Below are 21,051 nucleotides of genomic sequence, written 5' to 3' on the forward strand. Positions count from 1 at the left end.
CATCTCTATTTACAATAAATCTTCAACTGATTTTTTAATATAACTACTATTTAACCAAAATGATTGAGTAGTCATGTAATTATTTGAGTATTCTTTAGGTTTATTAATCCATCTAGCAGGTTTAGGAAGTTCGTTAGAATTTACGTTATTTATATAACTACTATGAGCAGCATGCGGTCTAACATGGATAATCATCTTATCCTTTGCAGAAATCAAATCGTTTGATACGCGCTTTCTTCTCTCGTCGTATGTTAGTTTTACTCCATCATTTAGTTCTTCAACAGTAGATAACCAAGCATTTTTGATTATTGAATTTCTTTGCTCATCAGGAACTCGGTAAAATTTAATCCCTTTTAAGAAATTATTACCTTGTTCATCGGATTTAAATACTATAAATAGAAACTTACTTTCAGCAAAATATATATTTAGGGTTGCGGATGGATTTCCTTCATCATCTTCCCATTTTTCTTTTGCCAATTCCTTAAACTTGAATGGTGGTAAAGACATACTTTCTTTGTTGTTATTTTTATAATTAAATTGAATTGTTTTTGGAACAATTGACGCTTTTTGGAATTCTTCAGCTTCTATTCCGTTTCTACTTTTGATGCCTAGAATTTTATTTACGATTGCTACGTTGTATTTTCCAATAGTTTTAGATTCTTTTACGGGGATATTTAATTTTTTAATTATCTCATTAACGGACATACCAATATAAGGTTTGAACTTATCAATGATGATATCCTCAAAAGACTGTGTTTCTAAAGATTTAGCATCTTTGATTATCGCGTCTGATTTTTTGTCGCCAAAAATATAGTTTCTTAATAGGGTAGTCATGAAACTACTCTTGAATGAAAATGCTCTTTGTTTAGCCATAACATCAGAATTAGGTTGTGATCTTAGTGAATTTTTATTTTTTCCTTTAGTACATGCAGCTAGGTAGTTGGTTAATCCTTCGTTAATATCTTCGGCATGACCATTTTTTACATATGATTGAATAGTTTCCCAGTCACGTTTTATGATTTCTAAATCAGTTTTATCTTTTAGCATTTCATAGGTAACACATTTAGCAAAATACCAATCAGACTTTGGAATGTCATTATTGTATTCATAGTACGCTAGTTCAAGCACCTTATTTTTTCTTAACAAGTGGCTTTTATCAAAAATTTCTTTGTCTAACTCTGCGTAATTAATAATGTTGAGCACTAATCTTTCTTTAGCACTTATTTTGCCATTCTTTAACTTTTTAAATGGGGTAGCCTTTAATTCAGAGACTCCTAAGTCTGGTTCGCTAGCTGAGTCTTTTGGCTTGCCAAACCAGGCTTCAAAAACGTCACCCATTGCGTTTTTGTTGCCTTTTATATTTAGATTAAGTTGATTTATTAAGTCAGATTGTTTGATGTGCTCAATTTGAACAGCTCTATTATGTACGTCTTCCTTGGTCTTAAATTCCATAGTTACCTCACTAATAGACAATATGTGTTGATCCTTTTCAACATCTATTATATAATAGAAGATAGTAAATTTGAAAAAGGAGTGATTATCATGGCAGAAAAATTAAATGTTTTGGAATTATTCGCCGGTGTTGGTGGATTCCGCATTGGATTAGATAATGCAGATAAGGAACTATTCCAAACAAAATGGGCTAACCAATTTGAACCTGGTAGAAAAAGCCAAGATGCTTTTGATGTTTATAACTATCGCTTCCCAGATTCCGATAACATCGGAATTGATGTTGCAGAAATTTCCGATGAAAAATTCAAATCAATGGATGCTGATATAATTGTTGGTGGTTTTCCATGCCAAGATTATTCCGTTGCGAGATCAAAGAAAAATGAAATGGGTATTCAAGGTAAAAAGGGTGTCTTATTCTGGCAAATTATTCGTGCCGCAGAAAACATCCATCCTAAGTACATGATTTTTGAAAATGTCGATAGACTACTAAAGGCGCCTGCCAGTCAGCGTGGTCGTGACTTCTCAATTATGTTAACTGCACTTAATAGCTTAGGATATTCAGTAGAATGGCGTGTTATTAATGCTGCAGAATACGGTCGAGCACAACGTCGTCGACGCGTTTATTTCTTTGTGTTTAGGGATGACTTACCATATGCTAAGCATTTAGATGAAAAGTATGAACAAGATAGCATTTTAATGGCTGATGATGCTTATGATGAATACATCTTCAAAGAAGGTCTATTTGCTAAAGAATTTCCTATCAAGGAAGAATTATATAAGGGTAGAAGAGCTTATTATGAACTACCTGATGATATTGTTGAAGCTTCGGATAACTTTACAGGAAAGGTATTTAATACCGGAATTATGAGACATGGCAGATACTATACAGTAGATTCTGTCCCTAATTCAGGAAAGAATCCAATTCCATTGAGAGACATTATCTTGCCTGAAGAAGACGTTGATGAAAAATATTATGTTGATGATCAAGCTAAGATTGATAAGTTTGCCTACCTACGTGGTCCTAAAAGAATTGATAGAACCAGTGCGGATGGACATACTTACACTTATAGTGAAGGTGGAATGTCACCTTATGAAGACTTATCTCTTCCAGGAAGAACAATGCTTACTTCTGAAGGAAGTGTAAACAGATCAACCCATTGGTTAAAGATTAATGATAGATATAGAATTTTGACACCAATTGAGGCAGAAAGACTACAAGACTTCCCAGACGACTGGACTAAATACAAGATAGTCGATGGAGAAGTCAAAGAGGTTTCCGATCGAATGAGAATGTTCTTTATGGGTAATGCATTAGTAACAAGTATAATTGAAGGTATCGGTAAGGGCATTAAAAATATAGTTGAAGAGTATGAAGAATAAAGAGGAACCTAAAAAGGTTTCTCTTTTTTTATTGTTATATACGTTATATAATTTAAATATTAATTATTATGTATTTTTATATAACTATATATGAATAAAAGAAGTGAGACTGATGACTAAGACTGCTTGTGAGTTCAAAAATATTTATGAAATTGATAACAATCAATATTTTGTTGATAAAATTCATAACGTTTTTGACTTGATCATAATTGATAAATCTTTAGAATTTTTACTGGATGTTGGAGGTGGCAATAATTACGCAGAACAATTACATAAAGCCCAAAACAATCTTAGAGAAGCAGAAGTACATAATCAGGATTTTTTATACTCTGTTAATTTATTAAAATCATTTGGAGCAAGTGAATCTGTTATATGTAGGTTAAGAGATATAAGTAATGACCTATTAGACATTATCAACAGACTTTATTCTGGAAGAATATACTTTGAAGATTCTTTTGTAGAGAGCATATTAACACCATGCGATAATTTCTTGGAAGAATTTTCATCCGATGTTGAATATATAAAGGAATTGATACTTTTTTATTTGATGAAGAATAAAAAGGTGAAGGCTGAAAATTTTTATGATGATGTTAATCATTATTTATCAAATCTAAAAGTTAGGATTCCAGAAAAAGCAAGTGTTATTTCTTTAACGATTGACCTTATACAAGATGGATATATTATAACTGAGTGGGGATATTATAAGTTCCCTAGTAATATTTTGTTCGATGTGGATAGGGATGTCGTTAGAAGAAGTTATAAAGATTTCTTGAAAAAAGATTTTAATCATAAAGAGGAACTTTTATACCTTTTAGATGGAAAGTCAGAAGTGTTTGTTGCTACTGCTTTTGAGAAGAGCGAAGATGAAGTCAAAGAAGATATTAAAAATATTTTTTATGTTTTTAATCAATCGATTGAGTTTTATAAATATAGAAATGCTTTTGAAGAATATAGATTAGATGCAAAAATGTTTTGCGGGTTATTTGACGAAAGTATTGAGACATATAATATTATTAATGTTTTTTGTGATTCTGGAGTTAAAAGACTAACATACGAAGAGTATAACAACCATAAGGATGATTTTTTTATTTACTCTAATGAAAAATTCGCTAGTGACAATTTGTTAAACGGTAGGTTTAGCAGAAGTTTAGTAGAATTTATTACATTAAATAAAGATTATGTTTTTTCAAAAAGCGTATTTATGTCGATGTATAATCGTAAATATAGGACTACAAAATTACAGAATGAATATGACCTAGATAATCGATTAGAAAAAGAGGGCATAACTATTGAGGGCTCTTTAGGACAAATAAGATATTATGACTACAATAGAAAAGTTAATTTATTAATTAGCTTAAATAAAATTATTGAAAAATTGGATGGCGGTTATTATTCATTCTTTAGAATTTATGACAACAATAAAAGCTTAATGCAATCTCTAGATATTAGAAATTATTACGAATTATTTGGATATTTTAGTTATTTTAAAAATGTTTTTCCAAAAATTAAATTACTTAAAAGGCCATTCTTCCATATAGGAAATGATTCTGAATATGTTTTTTTCAAAAAATATATGGACGAACATATCGGTATGTCAATAGATGCAATGTCTGACAAAATGAATAAAACGTTTGGTTTATCTGTTCAGTATGTTAAGAGATTTATTATAAATCATTTTCATGAAGAATCTAATGATTCGTCTAAAATAAATAAAGATATAAATAATAAGTTGTCGGAAGATATTTACCTAGAAGAAAAATTTAAAATAATTACCGGTAAAGATTATGATGGTAGTCTTTATCAACAATTTGGATACACCCATAAAGGTGATGTATATGTTAAAAATACTTACGATAGCATATCAAAAGCATTGAAACATGTAATAAGAATATCAGATTTTGATGATGCTAAATATAATATATTGCTAACCTCTCGTTCTATAAGAACGTCTTTAAAATTTTTGCAAAAAGAGTTAGAAGTATTCCAAATAGAACCTGGTAAGTTTTGTACTATTGAATACTTAAAAGACATTAGTGATGGTGAAATCGATAAAAAAGATATTTTAGATTTTATAAGCAATTTTGTTATTAGCTCAAGAAACCATCGATTTGTTTCAGTTAAAATGTTGCTTGATTCTCTGGAAGATAAGATTGTTGGATACTATTTTAATGACTGTTTTTATGATGACATTATTAACTGCTCAGGTAGATTGAGAGTAGTACAGAGGATTACAAATAATAGCGTACGTATTTATAGTAATAATTATAAAGATGTTATAGAAGATTTTATTAGTATTGAATTGTCTAAACTAGGGAATGTTAGCGATATTATTGATTTTATTGATGAAATAAAGGAAAAGTATGGTGTTATTTTATCGAAAAAATTAGTAATAAAGAGATGTAATTATTACGCTGAATACTTTGAGAAAATATACAACAATAAAGAAGATTACTACTTAGATAAACAAAAAGGGGATTAATATGATGAATTTACTAGATAATATTTCAAATGGAGATTTTGAAGAAGTTGGAACCAAGACATTAGATTTAAAGGGTGAAACAAACACTTATAAAACATATAGAATTCCGCTTGATATGCTTAAATACAATAGAAAAAACGATCGAATTGCTTCTTTCATGACTGAAATAGAAGCAACAAATCAAGATATTACTGAGGATAAGATTGAATCATTTATTTTCGATAGTGCCCCTGCTGATAATAAAAAAACCATGGCTAACATTAAAGCAACAAGACAACGAGAATCTGCAGTTGTTATGAGTGATGGAACAGTTATTGATGGGAACAGAAGATTTACATGTTTAAGGAAATTAAGCAGAGAAACAAATGATGATAAGTATGGACATATAATAGCTGTCGTTTTGGATAAAAGTAAGTACGAAGATAAAGATGTTAAGAAATTAGAACTTCAAATTCAAAATTTGGAAGAAAAAGTTTCTTACAATCCAATCGATAGATATGTTGGCGTTTATAGAAATCTAATGGCTGAAAATAAAGAATTTACTATTTCTGAGTACGCTCAAGACAGTAATCAGTCTGTCGGAAAAGTTCAAGATGACATTATAATGGCTGGAATAATGATTGATTTTCTTGATTTCATCGGAAAACCTTTGCAATTTAATTTTGCGAGAGAACAAAAACTAGATGGAACATTGAATGAAATGAAAAAGATTGTAAAGTCTAAAGGGATGGATGAAGAGAGAAAACAAGCGATAAAAGAAACATGTTTCTCTGCGTTTATGAGTGGATATGATTCTAAAAAAATAAGATCATTAATCGATTCATGTAAAAACGATAAAGTTTTTACAGAAGATAAAATTAATGACGCTAAGAAGATTAATGCTGAAACATATCAATCATTTCACGATGATGGATACTTAAATAAAGAAACAAAGCAATCAGTTTCGGATTTCTCTAAAGATATAATTGAAGAATTTGCGTTATCTAAAGAAAAAAATAAAGAGGAAAAATTAGTTGATGTAGCCCTTAATAACATATCTAAAGTTGATATAGATGATGTAAATCATATGAGTAGTGAACTTAAGTCGAACTTTATTAATAAATTAAACCAATTAAAAGATAAAGTGGATAATCTTTCGGAGTTTATAAATGCTAAGAGATAAAAAATTTAAGATGACATATTCCACTGGAGCGGACAATATTCAGAAAGATTTTTATGACAAAGCGCTTTCGGAAGCTGTTAAATATAAAAGAGTAAGTGGATATTTTAGTTCAGCTGCGTTATCACTGTTCGCTAAAGGGTTATACGGGCTTTATAAAAACAATGGTAAATATCAACTGATTATATCTAATACAATTAGTGATGAAGATTATATACTGATGAAGAAAGGTTATTTGGATAAAAATAACTTTCAATCTGATATAAAAAAGAAATTATCAGACTTTAATGAACTAAGTTTAGATCAAAAAAATGATTTCTGTAATCTTGCTTATTTAATAGAAATAGGTTTAGTTGAAATAAAAGTGGGATTCAAAAATAGCGGAATATTCCATGCAAAATACGGAATTATTAGTGATGGAAATGATTATCTGTTTTTCTCTGGATCATTGAATGAGACTAAAGCAGCTTTTTTAAATAATTATGAATCGATAACAGTTAATAAAAGCTGGACGTCGGATGAAGATAAAGTTTCAATAATTGAAAGAGAAGTCGTCTTTAATGATTTATGGAATAATTCCTCTGATGATGACACTATTATGGTTAAGGAATTTGATGAAATATTAAGAGATGAGTTAATCTCCTTTAGCAAAGATAAATTCATAAAAATGGATTCATCAGAGTCAGCTAAAGAACAAATAGTTTTAAAATATGACGGAAAATTAATGATGGAGATTAATTTTCCTAACTTTAATTTTGACTATTCTGATTCCGATATTAGAACAATTAGAAATGTTTATTTACTCGATAAAGATAAATGGGTATTTAAGGATGAATTGAGTGTTAATAACGTTAGTTATATTGTTGATTCCATAACGTCATATTGTCAAAATAGAGACTTGAATTTAAGAATTAGTGATGATTTATTTAAGTTTCTCAAAAAGTCTAACGATCTACCTATAGATAAATTAAGAGAAATGGGGACTTTAATAAAGGAAAAAGATGATTCCATATTATCTGAATTTAAAAAATTTAAGACAGTGGTTTCTTTGGGCATGTCCCGACAATTACGTGAACAACAGATGTGGGCTAGTTTTTATATGAAAGCTATGAAAAGAGTTGGAAATTTCTCTGTCCCTGGATCTGGTAAGACATCAATGGTTTATGGGACCTTTTCATATTTAAGAGCAATATATGACATTGAAAAGATATTAGTTGTTGGACCTAAGAATTCATTTAAAGCTTGGAGAGATGAATTTTATGAAAACTTCGGAAACGATGCCATCTTAAGCGTTTATGATGTTCAAGATAAAAATCGAAGACCGATAATGTCATCTAAAGAATACAATTTGTATCTATTTAATTATGAATCATTACCTGGAAATACAGACATAATATTTAATGATATTTTAGACGATAAAACTCTGGTTGTTTTTGATGAAGGGCATAAAATAAAATCTACGGATTCAAAAAAAGCTCAAATATGTATAGATATTTCTAAAAAAGTAGAATACTGTATGGTTCTTACAGGTACACCTATTCCTAATAGTTATAGTGATATATGGAATTTTATGCACATTTTGTACAATCAGGATTATGGTAAAGTTTTTGGATTGGATTTGAATGAATTGAAAAAAGCCAAGAATGACAGTTCAGAATCTAATGAAATAAATGAAAAACTATATCCATTCTATTGGAGAACTAATAAGAAGCAATTACAAGTTCCTGATGCTAATGATGACCACATATATAGATCTGTAGTAAGCGAAGACGAGCAAAAATGGGCCTCTTATTTATGGGATAGATATTCTGATCAGCCAATTGTTTTGTTTATAAGACTTATTCAGCTTTCTTCTAATCCAAGTTTATTGTTGAAAAAGATATCTTCACAAACTGACTTGATGGATGAATTTGAGGATGGCCAAGCAGAAATTATAAATAATGATGAAATTGATGATGCTGAATTTTTAGGATTGCCAGTTATTGATAAATCATCTAAATATTTAAAGTCAATGGAAGTAGCTAAAGAAATACTAGATCAAGATAGAAAGTTAATTTTCTGGTGTATTAACAGAGATACAATGTCTAAGGTTTGTGAAGACATCAAAAGAATGGGATTTACCGCTAAAGAAATCAGTGGAAGTGTTGATTTATCAGATAGAGAACAGATTATTGATGAATTTAAAAACACTGATTTAAATGTTATTGTTGCTAATCCGCAAACGATGGCTGAATCTGTATCACTTCATTCTGTATGTCATGATGCAATTTATTTGGAATATTCATTTAATCTAACTCACATGTTGCAATCAAGGGATAGAATTCACCGTCTTGGACTTAATCCCACAGATCAGACTAATTACTATTACTTTATATCAGATGGAAGAGAAGGACTTCCTGGATATATTGATGAAAAGATTTATTCGAGATTGAAGGATAAAGAAAACCTAATGAAAAAAGCTGTTGATGGAACTAAATTATCCATTGATATTGATGTTGATGAAAAGGAAGAAATTTCTAGAATCATTGGCGATTAAAAAAGCATTCTTATTAGAATGCTTTTTTACTAATCTAAATGTTTCAATTTTATGTTTATAAAATATTAAAAGGAGTGTTTATTAATTGGTAAAAGAAAACATTGGCGGATTGGTACATATGATTTATGAAGCCAGTAAAAACAATCATTTGATATTTTTTATTGGTTCAGGAGTTTCTGTACCGTATGGAATTCCCACTTGGAATAAATATATAAAGGAACTTTTGAGATATTGGGATAGTAAAATCAAGAATTATTATTATTCAAACGAAAATCAAAAAAATAGAATAAGAGATTTAATTGCTGAGAATGAAAAATGTGATTCAGATAAAACTAAAATTGTGAAAAAGCTATATAAGCTTTTAAAAGATGTTTTTGGAAGCGATTATTTTTATAAGCATTTTAGAGATTATGAAAAAGCCCACTTTATAATTAGCGAAGATAACGTGCTTGATAATTCAATCTATTATAGTTTAAGCCAGTTAGATGCGGCTTATTTTACTACTAATTATGATAATGTTACTGAAATGAACTTAAAAAAATTTAGAGGTTCATTTAGAGAGTTTAGAGACATAAAAGAATTAAATGATGATTTATTTAATATAACAGATAACACAGTTTTTCATTTACATGGAAGCGTTTATGGGGATCCAAATCTATTTATAAGCTCATTTTCTTCGTATGAAAGTTATTATCGTGAAAATAAGATGTTAAAAGAATTTAAAAATATATTGTCTAACGGAGAATATTTACTTGTCTTTATAGGATCAAGTATGGAAGAAGACTACATATTGTCTTTATTTGATAATGTTAAAAATACTTATGTAGCTATATTGAGATTAGAAGAAAAAGGCTCAAAGTCAGTGGAACAAAAAAGAATTGAACAAAAACTAAAAGAACATAATATCGAGCCATTTTTTTATAATGAGTCCCATAGCGACTTTAGTATTGAATTTAATCGTGGTCTCAGTAAGGAATTTAAAAGAAATGGTGATATTAATAGTTTGAATTACTCTAAATTTAGAAATGAGTATACCGAGGACAAAGAAATTTTCGATATACTTAATAGATTATCATATTGTGGAAATCCATCTAGAATAGACTTTGATTTGAATGAATTTTTGATGGGGATTTCTAATAGTAATCTTTTGAAACAAAGAATACATCAAATTTTTACAAGTGAAGTATTTAAAAACGGAAAGATTTTTTTAAGTGGTTTCGTTTGGGAAATTATAAATAAGAAAATAAATGATTTAAAAAAGGAAGAAAAGATAAATTTTTTAAATCATTTATTAAATAATGATAATTCGTATTTTTCTACTTATGCTTATAAATTTTATAAAAAAATTTGTTTTGATGACGTAAATGAAAAATTATATGAATTTTATGAAAAAATGTCACTTCGTGAAGATATTCAATATACTGATTTTAGTAAAGAAAGAGTAATATCTGGATGGATTCTTGTAAAATCTATGAAGGATAAAGATAGCGCTTCTAAATTTGAAGAAATGTATGAAAATGGATATAGATCAAATCTTTATGAACTTACAGAAAAATCGGAACTAGAACTGTATGATTTGATTCGTGAATTTGAATCTCAAATATCTTCGTCTTTATTAAGCATGGATTTATTCTATACTTCTAAGTGGAAAGCAATTTATAACTTATGGTTTGAAGAAAAAATATATTTTCTAAATAAACCATGGAAAAATAATATAAGTGAAAAATTTATAAACACAGCATTATTTAAAATGCTAATTGAAAGACAAACTTATTCTGAAAATATTGGACCTGTAAATATTACAGAACATTCACTTATTTCTGAAGATGACATAGAATTTGGCACTCTTTTTAATGTATTATCTAAAGGAGAACGAATGATATTTAATAACGGAAATGTAGTGAGATTAAGTGTAGAACAAACAATAATTGATTTAAAAGTACGGATTAAGAGAAATAAACATATTAATAAAATTGAATCTGTTTTTGTTGACAAAATAAATGAATTATTTTTTTGTTATGAGGAAGTTTATTTGGAATTATTGAAAATTAATCCAAGTAGAATTTTAATTGATAGAATCTGTAAGTTCTATAAAAATAGAGATTGTGTAAAATTCATGGGATTAGATAAGCAAATATGGGATGAGATGTTAAGATACTGTGATTATAGTTCTAATGTATCTTCTGTTTTTATTAACTTAGTAATATATGAGTGTAATGATTCTAGCTTTAGTAATTTTATTTCATTTATAGAGCCTTATATATCAGTATGCTTGGAAGTATGTAAGAACAATAAGAAAGAAAATAATGATGTTTTAAACAAAGTATCTTCTTTTAAGGCAAAAAATGTATCCTTTATTAAAGGTTATTTTTTGGAAAAATTTCCATATGAACCAGGACTAGGCAGTGAATATATATTGTCTATTTTAAATAAATTTTGGGTTCCATTAGTTAACAATAAAAAAATGTTTAGTAAATTAGTGTGTGATTATGATAAAGAGTTGAAATCATTGTTGAACTCAGATGATGAAACGATAACTAATGTAATTCCGCATATTCTATATATGTTAAGTAGGATTTACAGTCCTAACGATCTCTTATCATATGAAGAGTTATGTGTTAAAAATTCCGTATCATTAATGAGAGATATTATGTATTTAAACTTGGATGGCCATTATGATGACGAGTGGGTATCATTTATTATTGTGAATACTCCTAATTGTTTAGTCCAATATCTTAGATGTTTCATTTCTTCAAAACAACCACTGTACCAAAGAGCTATTTATTTTGAAGATGTAATACTTAATAATTTAAAAAATATCCGTTATAGTATTAATATAATGGGCTGGACCAAAGAAAAACTATCAAAAATGGATAATCATCAAACGAATGATTTTATTGAACTTTATATTAAACTTTTGTATGAAAACATTATTACAAGTTATCAATATGAAGTTTCTGATTTCGTAGTTAATAGATGTGATGATAATCAATTTGACATTATATCTAATTATAAATTTATGTTTGCTAGTAATGTAGAAATGCAAAAAGCTTTTACAAAAAGAAGAAAGATAGAGTAGCTAAATATTGTATACCTATGTATAAAAAGGACCAACTCCCCTCGAGTTAGTCCTTTTTTCCTTTTCTAAAGTTAGTGTCATAAAAAATTGTGAATAGGTTAAATAGCATCATTAAATAAGAAACTAGATGTGCCATTGAATCATAACTATATGCTACTTGAATCCAGACTGCAAAGCACAGAAATGCTAACCTAACTAAAACGTCAAAAACTAGAGAATAATTTATTTTCATAGATTTACCCCATATACTTGATGGAGATTATTTTAATTGATTTTGAGCTGAGAGTAAATAAAAATTTTCAACTTTTTTGAAATCAATCCAAATCCTGTCATATCAACGTTTTAATTATACTTTTGTCTAAAAAATAGCTATTTTTCGTCCTGAATTTTTCTTGAATAAATCACCCAATCTTTATCGTTTTGACCGACGATATGAACGGCTGGAATTTCAGAAACTAATTCAAAATCACAGCTTTCTGCGACATGTCGACTCGCTTGATTATCTGGACGAGCCAGTAATTTAATTTCCTTCAATCCCATTTGATTAAAACTGTATCGACATAATTTATCGACGCAGGTATGCATGAGGCCACGGTGTTGAAAATCAGCACTTAACCAATATCCGATTTCGGCAACCAGGTTTTTTAAATCAATGTTATGCAGATCAATCATCCCTGCAATCACACCATTCACCACAATCACGCACGCCATCAAATTCTTCTTCTCATACTCAATCTGCGCAAACTCAATAAAGGCGTATTCATCTTCAATCGTCTTCATCGAATTCGCCCACGGAAGCCACTCACTCAACATATCACGATCATCTTGCACCAACTTAAAAATAGCTTGCGCCATTGTCATATCAACTAACCCAATCATAATGTCATCATCTTGGTGCTTGAACTCTAAAATCGTTTTCATATTGTGGCCTCCGTTTTCATTTGCACTAAGTATACGCTTAATAACACTAGATTGATATCTTTGAATGTTTACATAACTTTTACATTATTTTTATTTAGAATTTACAATTGTTTCCTATATTAAAAATTGTTCCAGATATATTACTCCCAAGCTACTTAATACTAATCAAAACTTGGCTTTACCATGGTGGAATCAATGTAGGTCACCATCCTTTACCTAGTAATGGTTGATTCACAGCTAAAGCCAATTTTATAAAAAAGACGACCGTTGAGGTTGTCTTTTTTAATTATGATATTCTAATTATAAGTATAATATAAAAATAATTTTAATATAAAAAATTAAGTGGTAAAATTATATATGTGTATAAATTAAATTTGTTCTGGGGGAAATACATATGAAGTCAAGAATGAACACATGGACTGCAATTTACAATATTTTTAATGCAGTGATGTTATTTGTATCTTGGATTTTCATTATCGGAGAAGCAATCGCTAATAATGGAAATACCGAGGCTGGAGTTTTTTATATTATTACTTGGATTGGGGTAGTATTAAATGTATTAGCATTGTACTACGCTAAACAATTAAGCATTTCAATTGTTGGACCAGTTTTGGGGATTATTGGTTCAGTATTATCAGGGTTAGCATTATTATTTGCTTTCCCATCAATCGTATTATTGATTATTTCAACTGTTTTTGAATTCCTTCAAAAGCCAGCTAAGAAGGGAGAACCAACCAATGAACAACAATAATGTAACTCCATGGTATAAAATTTGGTGGATTTGGGTAATTATTGCTGTTGCTGCTGTTGCTGCTGTTGCTGTGATTGTATTCGTTGGTACACAAGGTAGTAGTGATGATTCTATCAACAACGCTAGCTCAAGCTCAGATGTAAAGACAACAAGCGGAAGTGCAACTAAGGTTTCAAGTTCTGATAATATTTTATCAAAGGAATATAAAGTCGGTGAAACTATCGACTATAAAGGTTACAAAATCATGGTTAACGATGTTAAGTATGATTCAGGAAGCGACTATGAAACACCTAAAAGTGGTAACAAGTTTGTTGTTATCAATGTAACTATTGAAAATGACACCAACCAAAAACAAGATTATAACGCATATGACTTTAAATTGAGTGCCGATGGTAATGCAACTGATCTAGATGCAGATACTGGTAATGACGATTACGATAATAACACTATCGAAGACGGTACTCTTGATACAGGTGCAAAGGTTACCGGTTACCTAATTGGTGAAGCTAACCCAAGTGCTAAATTAAAACTACAATACCAACCTGATTATTTTGATAACAACACAGTTGATATCGATTTAAACTAAAAATAAAAAGCAGTCCAAATCGGACTGCTTTTTTATTTACTTATTATTTTGTGCCATTGTTCTTAATTCAGCTTCAACTTTCAACATGTGGGAGTCGAAGTTTTCAATCTTATGCGCTAAGTGATCAATCGCCTTTTGCATTTTATCGCGTTTTTCTTCCATGATGCGCTTTTGTTCGACTAACATCGCTAATTGTTGATCTTCGCTATTTTCGACATTATCAAACAAATGGATATATTGTTTTAACGTACTGATTTCCATCCCCGCATCGCGCATCTTCTTCGCAAAGTCAATGCGTCTAATCGCATGGTCATCGAAGTCGCGGACATTGGCGCTATTACGGTTGACTGGCGGGATAATCCCTTCTTTTTCATAATAACGGATCGTGGAAGCAGGGACACCAGTTTGAGCGGTAACTTCTTTAATATTCAAAATTATTTCCTTCTTTCGCTTGCCTTAAAGTTGGCTTTAAGTATTATGATGATTTTATCACATTCAAAGGGGAAATTACGATGAAAAACAAATTTGGCATCATTCTGCCAATTATTTTACTGAGCTATTTTTTAATTTTACTAGATAATTCGGTCGTCTTTACCAGTACCGTCAAGATTGCATCCGACCTTCAAATGACGCCACAAAGTATCGCCTGGATTACCAACATCTATGCGTTAGTCTTCGGCAGTCTACTATTGTTAGGTGGTCGTTTAGGGGACTTATATGGGCGTAAACGGATTTTCTTAGTCGGCCTCGTTATTTTTACTGTATGTTCATTGCTAGTTGGGATTGCTCCCACCGGTAGTTTCATCATTATCATGCGCGGTTTTCAAGGCATCGGTTCTGCCATCTTAGCACCAACTTCACTGGCATTATTACTAGATAATTATGAAGGAAAACAACGTGAAAAGGCAATTTCATATTATGGTGTCACCGCTGGATTAGGTGCCAGTGTTGGCTTGATTATCGGTGGAATTGTGACCACGTTTGTTTCATGGAGATTAGGTTTCTTAATCAACGTCCCATTAGGACTTTTACTAATTTTATTAACAATCTTCACCGTTCCAGCTAGACCTGCGCAAGCGCATCAAAAACTAGATTACTTCGGTTCAATTCTATCGGTCTTAGCGATTCTATCACTAGTTAATGGAATTAACGGTAGTGGTCATCATATCTTATTCATCGCGTTATTTATCATCTTACTCATTGTCTTTTTAATTCGTGAGGTCAAAATTGACAACCCGATTATGCCACTCACCATTTTCAAAGATCGTGAACGCGTCTCTGCCTACATTGCCCGTTTCTGTTATATCGGCGCGATGTTCTCATTCTTCTTTTTAGTGCCGCAAGTTCTGCAAAAATACTATGGCTTTACACCACTACTAGCTGCGTTTGGTTTCATGCCAGAGACAATTCCACAATTCTTATTTGGTTTTGTTCAATCCAAACTCGCTGCCAAGTATAAGAATGAAAACATCCTCTTATTTGGGACAATTGTTTCATTCGTTGGGGTCTTCATACTATTTATGCTCGACTTACATTATGGTTATTGGATTTCCATTGCGTTGCCAATGGTTGTGATTGGGATTGGTCAAGGCTTCTCGTTTGGTCCACTCACCATTTCCGGAGTGGCTAATACACCAAAAGAATTAGGTGGGGCGACTTCCAGTGCGGTTAATGTCTTCCATCAACTGGGCAGTTCCATCGTTTTATCAATCGTGGTTAGTTTAACTGCATCGATCACCAATGTTGTGACGGCCTACCATTACCAAACATTATTAATGACCATTTTCATCATTGTGCCAATCGTCATGGCAATAAATATTAAACGGATTCACAAATAAAAAAAGACTGCCATTGGCAGTCTTTTTTAATGTTATTATGATAATATAATTAATTTATTAAAGAGGGGGATATTATATGGAAAATAAAAGTTTATTGGTTGTTGGAAACGGAGCAGATCTATATGCCAATTTGGATAGTACTTTTGAGTGCTTCATGAATGATAAGGTCGGTACCATAGAGAATACATACAATATCTTTAGTAGTTTTAAGAATACAGCAAGCGAATATTTGTCCAAAAATAATAGACAAATGAGAAATGATTTTAAAGTATTTAAGATAGGATTATTGCCTTTTTACATTAAGTTATCAAATGCAGATGTTGATCAATCTATAGAAAATTTAAAAAATGAGATGTTAAATGACACATATATTGAAGATTTAAAAACAAAGTTAAGTTTAACTTTTTCTAATATGAAAAAAGACTATGAAAATTTTGAAAAATTATATCGAAACATTAGAGGTTATAGTTTCTGGGAAATTTTTATTTCTTGTCTACGTACTTCTGAAATGTCTTGGTATGACATTGAAAAACAGATAGAAAATTTTATGACGGGTGTTTTGAATAAAAGAAAATTAGACAGAGAAACTTCTTATTATCTTTATAAATCGCTAGATAACATGAGAGATGATAATTATCGATATGAATATGAAAATGGACTAATTTATGATATAAAGAGTGAGAGATTATATATGTTCGCTTTATATTATATTTTGGATAAATATGATGAGAAGTTTAACAGCGAGGAAGATATTGATAAAATTCTTTTAGGAGAGTTGTATGAATTTGAAAAAGAATTCGCTGATTATTTATCCGAAAATATAAAAGAACATGCAGATTACAGCAGAGACTTAGCAAGTTTATATCAAAAGTTAGTTAACATTTCAAAAAATAAATCATGTAACCTTCTTACATTTAACTATACTTCTATAAACAATATGCCTAACGGAATTTCAAAAGTAAAACATATTCATGGATCTATTGATACAAATGATGTTAAAAATAGAAGTAATATCATAATTGGAATTGATAGTAACATTGATTATCCTGAAAATTGTACTCAAGAGGAAAAAGACTCAATTTATTTATTCACAAAAACAAGTAGGGTATTGAACTTAGTGAATAATCATGAAGATGTTTTAGAGGACAACATTAATGAAATTATCTTTTTTGGACACTCATTAGGAGATTCAGATTACTCTTACTTTCAGTCAATTTTTGATTATTATGATTTATACAGCTCTAAGTTGGTATTAAAGTTTGTATTCTCACCTAGATATAAAGACGATGATAGCGAAACTGAAAAGGAACAAAGATATATAGAAAAAAGAGAATCACAATCTAAAAAGATAGCTAATTTAATTAATAATTATGGTCAAACGCTTGAAAATAAAGACCATGGAAAGAACTTATTGCATAAATTATTAATAGAGGAAAGAATTAATATAATAAATATTGATGGGTAAAAAAAGACTGCCATTGGCAGTCTTTTTAGTTACACGTTTTGTTGACTAAATGTTTTTTCAATTGTGGCTAAGGCGATTTCAATTCCTTTGATTTCAGTGTCTAAATCCAGTGTTGGCATGTTAGGGTGATAAGCACGGTTAGAAGGTAAGTGAATAAAACCGGATTTCATGTCAGGGTATTTGGTATGAATTAGGTATTGTGATTCATACATGATGTGATTGCAGACGTAACGACCGGCATCGTTGGATAACTTGCTGGGAATTCCGGCTTCGACTAATGCATCGACGATGTCTTGGACTGGTAAACTACTGTGGTAATCATTATTACCGGATGCTTGGACGGACTCATGGCGTGGTTGGTATCCTGCATTGTCCGCAATAATAGCATCATCTTCGTTAAACGCAATTGTTTCTGGCGTGATTGAATCACGGCCACCAGCTTCGCCTAAACTGACGACGACATCTGGCATGTATTTATCGACCGCGGTGGTTAGTACTTCAGAACTACCTTTGAATTCAGTTGGTAGAACTTGTTTGATAATTGACGCATGGCCAATTCGATCCGGCAAGGCGTCTAATACTAACATCGACGGGTTCTCTTCAGCGTTATTAAATGGGGTGAAACCAGTCACTAAAATCTTCATCACAAATACCTTCTTTTTTATAAATTGAATTGATTATATCACTATTAATTAATTTGAAAAGAAAAAACCTCATCCAATTGGGTGAGGTTTTTAGAATCCATCAATACTAGTCTTCGAAATCACTGTCGTCACTAGATTGTGATGATGAGTCAGTTTGTGAGGTATCAGATGAGCTATTATTGTTGGTGTTTTCTTTTGATTTTCTAGCTAAATCTTCTACTTTCTTGTTGTATTTCTTAACCGGATGATGAACATTTAGTTTATCGTATTCCTTCTTAGAAATGCGTTTAGCGTAGAATAGTTCTTCGACTTTCTTAGTATCAATCGCACCACTTACGCGGTATGCGAAATCATACTTAGTAAAGTTGACAAACTTACCTTTGTATTCGCCATAGTATAGATCAAAAACTTGGTATTCAACCGGGAAACTATCTGGCGCGAATGCAATATAAATTTGATAAACTGGATTCTTGCGTTGAATCAAAATTTTGTTGGGGGTTTTTTGTTTGAAGTATTGAGTAGGGTGACCATCAGCACTTGCAACATAAAAGACCGGAGTGAACACTGCATAGCGACGTTTGGCTTTAGCTTTGGTCTTAGTCTTAGTTTTGGCTTTAGCGGATGCAGTAACGTTATTAGTATTATTTGCAACAGTACTGAAGACGGTTGTAAATAGTGCAGTTGCAGCGAAAGCTGCGAATAAAGCTTTCTTAAATTTCATATAATTCGTCTTCTTTCCTGTGATTAATTACTTGAGCTAGTTGAGCTGGCTTGTGATGATGAGTCAGCTTGTGAGCTACTATTACTTTGTGATGAATTGTTTTCATCATCTGCTTCTTTCATTAAAGCTTCTACCTTTTTATTGTATTTCTTAACAGGATGATGAACATTTAGTTTCTTGTATTCCTTCATAGAAATGCGTTTAGCACCGAAGATAGATTCAAATTTTTTGGTATCAATGGCGCCATCTACGCGGTATGCAAATTCATACTTAGTAAAGTTGACGAACTTACCTTTGTATTCACCGTAGTATAAATTGAAAACATGGTATGCAACTGGGAAGTTATCCGGTGCAAGGCCAACGTAAACATTGTATACTGGGTTCTTTGATTTAATTAAAATTTTAGTTGGTTTATTTCGTTTGAAAAATTGAGTGGGATGACCATCAGCACTTACAACATAAAAGGTTGGAGTGAACACTGCATAGCGATGTTTGGCCTTCGCTTTGGCTTTAGCGGATGCAGTAACGTTATTAGTATTATTTGCAACAGTACTGAAGACGGTTGTAAATAGTGCAGTTGCAGCGAAAGCTGCGAATAAAGATTTCTTAAATTTCATATAATTCGTCTTCTTTCCTGTGATTAGTTGTTTGAGCTAGTTGAGCTGGCTTGTGATGATGAGTCAGCTTGTGAGCTACTGCTTTGTGATGAATCGCTTGAGTTGTCATCATTTTGTGAGCTTTGAACTTGGTTAGTGAAGTCATCTACCATTTTGTTGTATTTCTTTTCAGCATGGTGAACGTTTAACTTGTTGAATTCTTTCTTAGAAATACGTTTGAAACCAAGACCTTCGAATGCTTTGGTATCAATCTTGCCACTAACTCTAAAGCCTAATGTGTATTTAGTAACGTTTACTAACTTACCTTTGTATGGTGCATAGTAAACGTCATAAAGTCTATATTGAGCTTGTAGACGATCTGGCGCAAAAGGTGTTACATATTGAACGGCTGTGAAGTTATGTGGAACCTTCATCTTAATAGCTTTAGCCTTCTTGAAGTATTGAGTTGGATGACCACCGGTGCTTTCAACGAAAAAGACTGGGGTAAAAGTTACATATTTAGCTTTTGCTTTAGTCTTTTCTTTCGCCTTAGCTGATGCGGTAACGTCATTAGTAGTATTTGCAACAGTACTAAAGACGGTTGTAAATAGTGCGGATGCAGCGATTGCTGTATATAGAGCTTTCTTGAATTTCATAAATATTCCCCCATATCATATAGATATTAATTTTGCTTATGTAAGCATAATTAATTAATAGCACCGCAAAAATGCTTTGTCAAAAGGAATTTCTAATGTTAAAGCATTTTTATATAATTTTATACTTATGTCTAAATTTGTTTTTTAAAATAAAAAAACAGACTCATGCGAGTCTGTTTTATTTTTGGTTATTTTAATGTGTCAGAACATTTCTTAATATATGCTTGTCGACGTTCTAAAGTATCTTTTTTATCTTCCATATTACCAAGGTCAAAACAATGTTTAGCTTTAATGCCACAGAAACCTAGCACTAAATACTTCCATCTAAATAGGGTGTTTCCAATCATTTTGTAGAAGAAACCTGGACCGTGACTAGTGGTAAAGACAGCTGCGGTTTTACCAGTTAGTAGTTTTTCGGTCTTACCATTTGGATGATAAGTGTAGCCAAAGTGTGGGGTCAAGACTCTATCAATGAAGCCCTTTAAGATGGAAGGCTCACTGGACCACCAGATGGGAAAGAAGAAGGCGATATGATCAGCTTCCTTAATTAAGGCTTGCGCCTTTTTAGGAAAAATTTCATCTTCCATATGTTGACGATAGCCAAAGCGTAATACTGGATCGAAATCAGTATCACTCAAATCAATTAATTCAGTTTCATGGCCTAATTCTTGTGCATGTTTTAAATAGTTTATCGCGTTAGCATGGGAAAATGATTCGGAATCAGGATGACCTTGAATAACTAGAATTTTCATTGTTTTATCCTCTTTATTATTTAATACCGTCATTAT

The 21,051-nt window shown here is 31.0% G+C and carries 18 protein-coding genes; 9 read left to right on the top strand and 9 right to left on the bottom strand.

Annotated features, from left to right (window positions below; translation table 11 throughout):
- Positions 1-9: 9 nt before the first annotated feature.
- Positions 10-1,452, bottom strand: coding sequence for a Sau3AI family type II restriction endonuclease (locus tag ABWU86_RS05240; protein WP_353321779.1), 1,443 nt, complete (start codon positions 1,450-1,452; stop codon positions 10-12).
- Positions 1,453-1,542: 90 nt separating this feature from the next.
- Between ABWU86_RS05240 and dcm the strand changes: the two genes are divergently transcribed.
- The 5 genes from dcm (at position 1,543) to ABWU86_RS05265 (ending at position 12,085) form a co-directional block, all read left to right on the top strand.
- Positions 1,543-2,832, top strand: coding sequence for a DNA (cytosine-5-)-methyltransferase (gene dcm / locus ABWU86_RS05245; protein WP_353321781.1), 1,290 nt, complete (start codon positions 1,543-1,545; stop codon positions 2,830-2,832).
- A 112-nt stretch (positions 2,833-2,944) separates the two neighbouring features.
- Entirely contained in the window at positions 2,945-5,311 is a 2,367-nt protein-coding gene (locus ABWU86_RS05250) for a hypothetical protein (protein ID WP_353321783.1), read from the top strand.
- Between the two features lie 4 nt (positions 5,312-5,315).
- A complete protein-coding gene (locus ABWU86_RS05255; protein WP_353321785.1) occupies positions 5,316-6,473 on the top strand; it encodes a hypothetical protein in 1,158 nt (385 codons plus the stop codon).
- Positions 6,460-9,006 (top strand): SNF2-related protein, encoded by a 2,547-nt coding sequence (locus ABWU86_RS05260; RefSeq protein ID WP_353321787.1) that lies wholly within the window; start codon positions 6,460-6,462, stop codon positions 9,004-9,006. The genes ABWU86_RS05255 and ABWU86_RS05260 overlap by 14 nt, the downstream gene beginning before the upstream one ends.
- An 85-nt stretch (positions 9,007-9,091) precedes the next feature.
- Positions 9,092-12,085: an SIR2 family protein gene (locus ABWU86_RS05265; protein WP_353321789.1), complete on the top strand. Its 2,994-nt coding sequence runs from the start codon at positions 9,092-9,094 to the stop codon at positions 12,083-12,085.
- A 46-nt stretch (positions 12,086-12,131) separates the two neighbouring features.
- On the opposite strand, the gene ABWU86_RS05270 is transcribed toward ABWU86_RS05265, so the two are convergent.
- Together ABWU86_RS05270 and ABWU86_RS05275 are read right to left on the bottom strand one after the other, a co-directional pair.
- Positions 12,132-12,317 carry a hypothetical protein gene (locus tag ABWU86_RS05270; RefSeq protein WP_353321791.1) on the bottom strand — a complete coding sequence of 62 codons (186 nt, stop codon included), beginning with the start codon at positions 12,315-12,317 and terminating at the stop codon, positions 12,132-12,134.
- Between the two features lie 137 nt (positions 12,318-12,454).
- A complete protein-coding gene (locus tag ABWU86_RS05275; protein WP_353321793.1) occupies positions 12,455-13,006 on the bottom strand; it encodes a GNAT family N-acetyltransferase in 552 nt (183 codons plus the stop codon).
- A 394-nt stretch (positions 13,007-13,400) separates the two neighbouring features.
- Here ABWU86_RS05275 and ABWU86_RS05280 point away from each other — a divergent pair, with 394 nt between their 5' ends.
- Both ABWU86_RS05280 and ABWU86_RS05285 read left to right on the top strand, forming a co-directional pair.
- Positions 13,401-13,757, top strand: a complete 357-nt coding sequence (locus ABWU86_RS05280) for a transporter (protein ID WP_353321795.1) — start codon at positions 13,401-13,403, stop codon at positions 13,755-13,757.
- Positions 13,744-14,343 (top strand): DUF4352 domain-containing protein, encoded by a 600-nt coding sequence (locus tag ABWU86_RS05285; protein ID WP_353321797.1) that lies wholly within the window; start codon positions 13,744-13,746, stop codon positions 14,341-14,343. The genes ABWU86_RS05280 and ABWU86_RS05285 overlap by 14 nt, the downstream gene beginning before the upstream one ends.
- A 36-nt stretch (positions 14,344-14,379) precedes the next feature.
- On the opposite strand, the gene ABWU86_RS05290 is transcribed toward ABWU86_RS05285, so the two are convergent.
- The gene (locus ABWU86_RS05290) at positions 14,380-14,775 is read right to left on the bottom strand and encodes a MerR family transcriptional regulator (protein WP_353321799.1); all 396 of its coding nucleotides are present in this window, start codon (positions 14,773-14,775) and stop codon (positions 14,380-14,382) included.
- Between the two features lie 80 nt (positions 14,776-14,855).
- On the opposite strand from ABWU86_RS05290, the gene ABWU86_RS05295 reads away from it, so the two are divergent.
- Together ABWU86_RS05295 and ABWU86_RS05300 are read left to right on the top strand one after the other, a co-directional pair.
- Complete coding sequence (locus ABWU86_RS05295; RefSeq protein ID WP_353321801.1) at positions 14,856-16,181, top strand: MFS transporter; 1,326 nt, start codon at positions 14,856-14,858, stop codon at positions 16,179-16,181.
- Positions 16,182-16,257: 76 nt separating this feature from the next.
- The gene (locus tag ABWU86_RS05300; RefSeq protein ID WP_353321803.1) at positions 16,258-17,646 is read left to right on the top strand and encodes an AbiH family protein; all 1,389 of its coding nucleotides are present in this window, start codon (positions 16,258-16,260) and stop codon (positions 17,644-17,646) included.
- A gap of 29 nt (positions 17,647-17,675) precedes the next feature.
- Here the strand turns inward: ABWU86_RS05300 and ABWU86_RS05305 are convergent, their stop codons facing one another.
- The 5 genes from ABWU86_RS05305 to ABWU86_RS05325 form a co-directional block, all read right to left on the bottom strand.
- Positions 17,676-18,290 carry a pyroglutamyl-peptidase I gene (locus ABWU86_RS05305; protein ID WP_353321806.1) on the bottom strand — a complete coding sequence of 205 codons (615 nt, stop codon included), beginning with the start codon at positions 18,288-18,290 and terminating at the stop codon, positions 17,676-17,678.
- Positions 18,291-18,396: 106 nt separating this feature from the next.
- A complete protein-coding gene (locus ABWU86_RS05310; protein ID WP_353321808.1) occupies positions 18,397-19,011 on the bottom strand; it encodes a hypothetical protein in 615 nt (204 codons plus the stop codon).
- A gap of 23 nt (positions 19,012-19,034) precedes the next feature.
- The gene (locus ABWU86_RS05315) at positions 19,035-19,628 is read right to left on the bottom strand and encodes a hypothetical protein (protein ID WP_353321810.1); all 594 of its coding nucleotides are present in this window, start codon (positions 19,626-19,628) and stop codon (positions 19,035-19,037) included.
- A gap of 23 nt (positions 19,629-19,651) precedes the next feature.
- On the bottom strand, positions 19,652-20,263 hold the full coding sequence (locus ABWU86_RS05320; RefSeq protein ID WP_353321812.1) for a hypothetical protein: 612 nt from the start codon (positions 20,261-20,263) through the stop codon (positions 19,652-19,654).
- Positions 20,264-20,451: 188 nt separating this feature from the next.
- Complete coding sequence (locus ABWU86_RS05325; protein ID WP_353321814.1) at positions 20,452-21,015, bottom strand: NAD(P)H-dependent oxidoreductase; 564 nt, start codon at positions 21,013-21,015, stop codon at positions 20,452-20,454.
- Positions 21,016-21,051: the final 36 nt, after the last annotated feature.

It is taken from the genome of Apilactobacillus pseudapinorum (genome assembly GCF_040369555.1).
GTDB lineage: Bacteria > Bacillota > Bacilli > Lactobacillales > Lactobacillaceae > Apilactobacillus.

Bases quoted from the DNA above. Each gene is read 5' to 3' on its own strand.
- ABWU86_RS05240 (WP_353321779.1), bottom strand. From the start codon at position 1,452: ATGGAATTTAAGACCAAGGAAGACGTACATAATAGAGCTGTTCAAATT.
- dcm (WP_353321781.1), top strand. From the start codon at position 1,543: ATGGCAGAAAAATTAAATGTTTTGGAATTATTCGCCGGTGTTGGTGGA.
- ABWU86_RS05250 (WP_353321783.1), top strand. From the start codon at position 2,945: ATGACTAAGACTGCTTGTGAGTTCAAAAATATTTATGAAATTGATAAC.
- ABWU86_RS05255 (WP_353321785.1), top strand. From the start codon at position 5,316: ATGAATTTACTAGATAATATTTCAAATGGAGATTTTGAAGAAGTTGGA.
- ABWU86_RS05260 (WP_353321787.1), top strand. From the start codon at position 6,460: ATGCTAAGAGATAAAAAATTTAAGATGACATATTCCACTGGAGCGGAC.
- ABWU86_RS05270 (WP_353321791.1), bottom strand. From the start codon at position 12,317: ATGAAAATAAATTATTCTCTAGTTTTTGACGTTTTAGTTAGGTTAGCA.
- ABWU86_RS05275 (WP_353321793.1), bottom strand. From the start codon at position 13,006: ATGAAAACGATTTTAGAGTTCAAGCACCAAGATGATGACATTATGATT.
- ABWU86_RS05280 (WP_353321795.1), top strand. From the start codon at position 13,401: ATGAAGTCAAGAATGAACACATGGACTGCAATTTACAATATTTTTAAT.
- ABWU86_RS05285 (WP_353321797.1), top strand. From the start codon at position 13,744: ATGAACAACAATAATGTAACTCCATGGTATAAAATTTGGTGGATTTGG.
- ABWU86_RS05295 (WP_353321801.1), top strand. From the start codon at position 14,856: ATGAAAAACAAATTTGGCATCATTCTGCCAATTATTTTACTGAGCTAT.
- ABWU86_RS05300 (WP_353321803.1), top strand. From the start codon at position 16,258: ATGGAAAATAAAAGTTTATTGGTTGTTGGAAACGGAGCAGATCTATAT.
- ABWU86_RS05305 (WP_353321806.1), bottom strand. From the start codon at position 18,290: ATGAAGATTTTAGTGACTGGTTTCACCCCATTTAATAACGCTGAAGAG.
- ABWU86_RS05310 (WP_353321808.1), bottom strand. From the start codon at position 19,011: ATGAAATTTAAGAAAGCTTTATTCGCAGCTTTCGCTGCAACTGCACTA.
- ABWU86_RS05315 (WP_353321810.1), bottom strand. From the start codon at position 19,628: ATGAAATTTAAGAAATCTTTATTCGCAGCTTTCGCTGCAACTGCACTA.
- ABWU86_RS05320 (WP_353321812.1), bottom strand. From the start codon at position 20,263: ATGAAATTCAAGAAAGCTCTATATACAGCAATCGCTGCATCCGCACTA.
- ABWU86_RS05325 (WP_353321814.1), bottom strand. From the start codon at position 21,015: ATGAAAATTCTAGTTATTCAAGGTCATCCTGATTCCGAATCATTTTCC.